The 4,083-nt window shown below is 61.4% G+C and carries 4 protein-coding genes; 1 reads left to right on the top strand and 3 read right to left on the bottom strand.

From position 1 onward, the window contains the following. Positions 1-384: glycoside hydrolase family 3 N-terminal domain-containing protein (locus tag VEZ52_RS02700; RefSeq protein ID WP_324835426.1), on the top strand; the 384-nt coding region annotated here is incomplete at its 5' end. 332 nt (positions 385-716) lie between these two features. On the opposite strand, the gene VEZ52_RS02695 is transcribed toward VEZ52_RS02700, so the two are convergent. The 3 genes from VEZ52_RS02695 to VEZ52_RS02685 all read right to left on the bottom strand — a co-directional run. Continuing rightward, the gene (locus VEZ52_RS02695) at positions 717-2,276 is read right to left on the bottom strand and encodes a c-type cytochrome (protein ID WP_324835425.1); all 1,560 of its coding nucleotides are present in this window, start codon (positions 2,274-2,276) and stop codon (positions 717-719) included. A 2-nt stretch (positions 2,277-2,278) separates the two neighbouring features. Then, complete coding sequence (locus VEZ52_RS02690; protein ID WP_324835424.1) at positions 2,279-3,631, bottom strand: cytochrome C; 1,353 nt, start codon at positions 3,629-3,631, stop codon at positions 2,279-2,281. Between the two features lie 3 nt (positions 3,632-3,634). Continuing rightward, positions 3,635-4,083, bottom strand: a 449-nt coding sequence (locus VEZ52_RS02685) for a c-type cytochrome (RefSeq protein WP_324835423.1), incomplete at its 5' end; no start/stop codon positions are given.

Raw genomic sequence — 4,083 nt, 5'->3', positions numbered from 1 at the left:
GGGCTTGACCCGCAATATCCTGCCACGCTTTCCCGCGCTGTTGTTGCCGACCTGTTGCGCGGGCGCATGGGCTGGCAGGGCGTGATCATCAGCGACGACATGCAGATGAAGGCCATCACCGACCATTACGGCATGGAGCAGACAATGCTGCTGGCTGTCAACGCCGGGGTGGACATTCTGCTGTTCGGCAATAACTTGTATTGGGACGAGACGCTGCCCCGCAAGGCTTTTGAGACATTGCGCGGGCTTGTGGAAAGCGGGCGCATTTCGCGCCAGCGGATCATGGAATCATGGCTGCGCATCACTAACCTGTACGCAAGCCGCGCCACTGCCGCCAGGGCCGCCGCCGATGGATCATCGGCGCTCTATCCCTGGACCAGATAAAGCGGCGGAGGTTTTATGGATACTTTGATTCTCCTGCTGGTGTTTGGCGGTATTGCCGCCATATACCTGCTTGCCCTCAAAAAGGGCTGGCTGCCCACAGACCGCCTGAACTGCGGTTGAATACCCTTTGACAAGCAGCGTGCCCTGCTTGATGACGAAGAACGGCGTTTGCGCAGCAAGGCCAGAAAAGCCGCCCGCAAACAGTGCAAGTAACTGACTGAGATCAAAGCCCCCGCTCCATCATGGAACGGGGGCTTTGTTATGGGATTCTCAGAAACTGGTCAGGCAATTCTGTGTGGCGCAACGAGGCCGGGGCCAGCCCCGCGCCTGGGCTATTTTCCGTTCTTGGTATGCGCGGCGCGGAAGCTGTTGCAGATGATGGCGAGGTCTTCGCGCACGGTCTGGGGCTGGCTGCGATAGGCGGGCATGCCTGTACCGGGATAGCCCTCGGTAATGATTTTCAGGGCCTGCTCGTGGGTCAGGCTGCTGCGCGTGAAATCGGGCGGCGGGGGCTGCATGGCGCGCCCCGAGGGGCTGACGCTGCCGTTGGCCGCATGGCATTTGGCGCAGGTGCCTATCCATACTTCAAGCGAAACTGGGCTGATATCACGCGGAGGCGGCGGCGTGGCAGCATACATGCCAAAGCGCTTACCCATGGCGTCCAGCAGACTCTCCAGCTTTTCGCGGTCGAACATGCGAAAATAGGGCATGCCTGTGCCGGGGATGCCGTCGCGCACCATTTCATACACATAATCCCGGTCGGTACGCATGGTGGTCAGGTCTGTGGCGGGGATGCGCAGGCGGGGGGCTTCCGGCCCGTCACCACGCCCGGTGAGGCCGTGGCACGGTTCGCAAGCGCCGTCATAAATGGTGTCGCCATTGTCGTATACGGTGCGCAGTTTGACGGCAAAGGCATCCAGAGCCTTCTGGCTGAAGGGGGCCAGTTCCTGAACGCGCTGTTCGCGCTGAGCCGTAGCTTCCGCCTGCCCAGGGGCCAGCGCCTCGTTCTGCATGAGCTGGCGGGCCAGCAGCATGGAAACGAAGATAATGGGCAGCAGTGCCAGCAAACGGTAATCGGCGGTTGACGATTCCGGCCTCAGGATCCAGACCGCAGCGCCAAGGGCCAGTGCTCCAAGGCTTATGCACGACAGCACCGGGACGGACAGTTGCGGCAGTATGGTTGCCAGCAGGGCCAGCCCTATGACCGCCTGAGCCGCCAGAGCGCCAAGCAGCCACTTGCGCAGCAGAGGGGCCTTCTGCTTTTCATTCCTTGCAGAGAAAAACAGGTGAAATGCCGCGCCAAAGGCCACTGCCGCGCCCAGCACATGCAGGTAGCGCAGTACCCAGTGGGGCATCCACTGCGCGTCAAAGCGGAAGCCGTGGGCGGCAAAGTCGGCCCACTCCGAGGGGCGTTCCATGAGGGTCAGCGCCCCGGTAAAGATGGCGGGCACGGTCATGAGAGCCGCAACGCCCATCAGCCCGCAAATGAGGGCCAGCCATGCGCTGGTGCCAAGTTTGTGCGCAAAGCCGTCAAACAGCAGAAATGCCGCGATCAGCAGCGGAATAATCGCCAGCCACGCATACGAAAAAAGCCCCGTAACCGTAAAAAAGGCGTGCGGATGGCTTATCTGCATGAGCAGCAGCGGGCCAACGCCCAGCACCACGGCCAGACTTTTGAGGCCCATGTGCGAATGGGCCACGTGCTCGTTCCAGTGTTGATCGGGCGTGGGCTGCCGCAGCAGATCGCGCAGAAAGAACAACAGACTCAGTATGGCCGTGCCAAGCATGAGCAGCACGAAGAGCAGATGCAGGCCAAAAGTGATGAAGAGCAGCCCCTGCATCCAGCCTTCGGGCAAGGGTTTGTTGAGAAACAGGTCTGTCCACTGCTGCATGGCTACTTCTCCCTGGCGGCTTGTTGGGCGCGGCGGGAATAGTTGGAGGAAAGCTGGAATAAATATTCCGTGAGCAGAGCGCGTTCCTGCTCCGAGCCCACAAAGGGCGTCATGTAGGGGGCCAGCCTTTGCGTAATGCCCAGCATGGCGTTGATGCCGTCTGCCGAGCGCCCCGCAAGGCGTTGATCAATACCGTTGATGCCGCTTTCCGCGTGGCATACCCCGCAATTGGCCGCAAAAAGCGTTCTGGCGGCCTGGGTTGCCGGGGGCAGATTGCCGCTGGTGTTGACCCAGTGCAACCGGGGCAACAAGGGGGCGTTCTGGGCGGCCAGAGCCTCGCTTTCCACCAGGGTTATCTGGCTGGCGTGCATATAGCCCGGCATCAGGTACGGGCCGCGAATAAATTCGCGCACACGCTCAAATTCCATGACAAAACACAGGCTCATTATCAGGGCCGGAATGCACAGCAACCGGCATGCAAGCCGTGAGCGCCCAAGCGCCGCCAGTGCCGTCAGCAGGAGCACAAGCGCGGCAACCGCGTTGGCCGTTGGCAGAAAGTCCGGCATTTGCGAAAGGTAGGATGTGGCGACCGAGAACTTCCAGTGTGTGAGGTAGGTTTGCGGCACCCGCATAAAATATACGTAGGTGGCCGCTGCCGTCACAGCCAGAGAGAGCAGCAGGGCCGTTCCGCAGACGCGCAGAGCCCTGCCTCGTTCTTCTGCCGTGCCCTTGAAGCGCCAGGCAATCCAGCTCATGAGCAACAGTATGCCCAGCCCCATGCCGCCGCCGACGCGCAAAAAGCACTGCGGCACAAAGGTGGGGTTGAAATAGGCCTCGGTAAAGCTTCTGGCCCACGGCCAGCCTTGCGGGGTGAGCATGAAGCCCAGAATGCCGGTGATAAGAACCGCAGAGATGAAGGACGCACCCACATAGCCCCAGCCAATGGCGGCCAGTGTGGCGGGTTTGCGCGTTATCAGCCGATCCCACTGGTAGTAGTAGCAGAGCAGCAGAATCACTTCGGCGGTGAAGGCGAACCACTCGATAAACCAGGGCCAGAAAAACAGGTGGATAAGCGCGCCGATGCCTTCCGGCGCGAGGCTCCCGGTCAGAATCCATATGCCCACGCCCGTGACCGCGCCCACAGAGGTGGTAATTACCACCAAAGGCCCCAGCAAACGGCGGGCAATGTCGGCCCAGAATGCGCCCTTGCCCTTCCATGTGAGGGTTTGAAAGATCACCAGCATGGTCATGAGGCCGATGGCCAGCCCGTGGCTGATATAAACGTGCAGCACTGCATTGAGGGCAATGGTCATGCCATCGCCCACCACAGGAATATGCAGGATGGGAAAGTTCATGGCCTACTTCCCCTGCGGCGCTTTGGACGCGCCGGTTGCCGTTGCGGGCTTTGCGGGCGCGTACTGGGGGCGGGGCTGTCCGTCCACATAGGCCGCCACGTCAAGGGCCTGCTCCGGCGTGAGGTTGGCTGCCTCCGGCGGCATGAACCGATGGGTGAACACGGCAAATGTGTTGGTGTCGTGCATGGTGGAGCCGTCAGTATATGCGCCATTGCCCCAGAGCGGGGGGGAACCGTCGCCCGCATCGCCGTGACAGGAGGCGCAGTTGTCCGCATACACGCTGGCCCCGTTGGCGGCATCGGGCTTGTGGCTGCTGTCGAGCTTTGCGGGCAGGGCCCACGGCAGCTTGGCATAGACGGGAATATCTTTTGAAATCCAGTGCAGATAGGCGAGCACAGCCTGCATGGTGCGGCTGTCGAGGGCCGGGGGCGCGGCATTGAGGTTGCGCGCAA

Source organism: Desulfovibrio sp. (assembly GCF_035644575.1).
Taxonomy (GTDB): domain Bacteria; phylum Desulfobacterota; class Desulfovibrionia; order Desulfovibrionales; family Desulfovibrionaceae; genus Desulfovibrio.
This window is presented reverse-complemented; position numbering and strand designations above follow the sequence as displayed.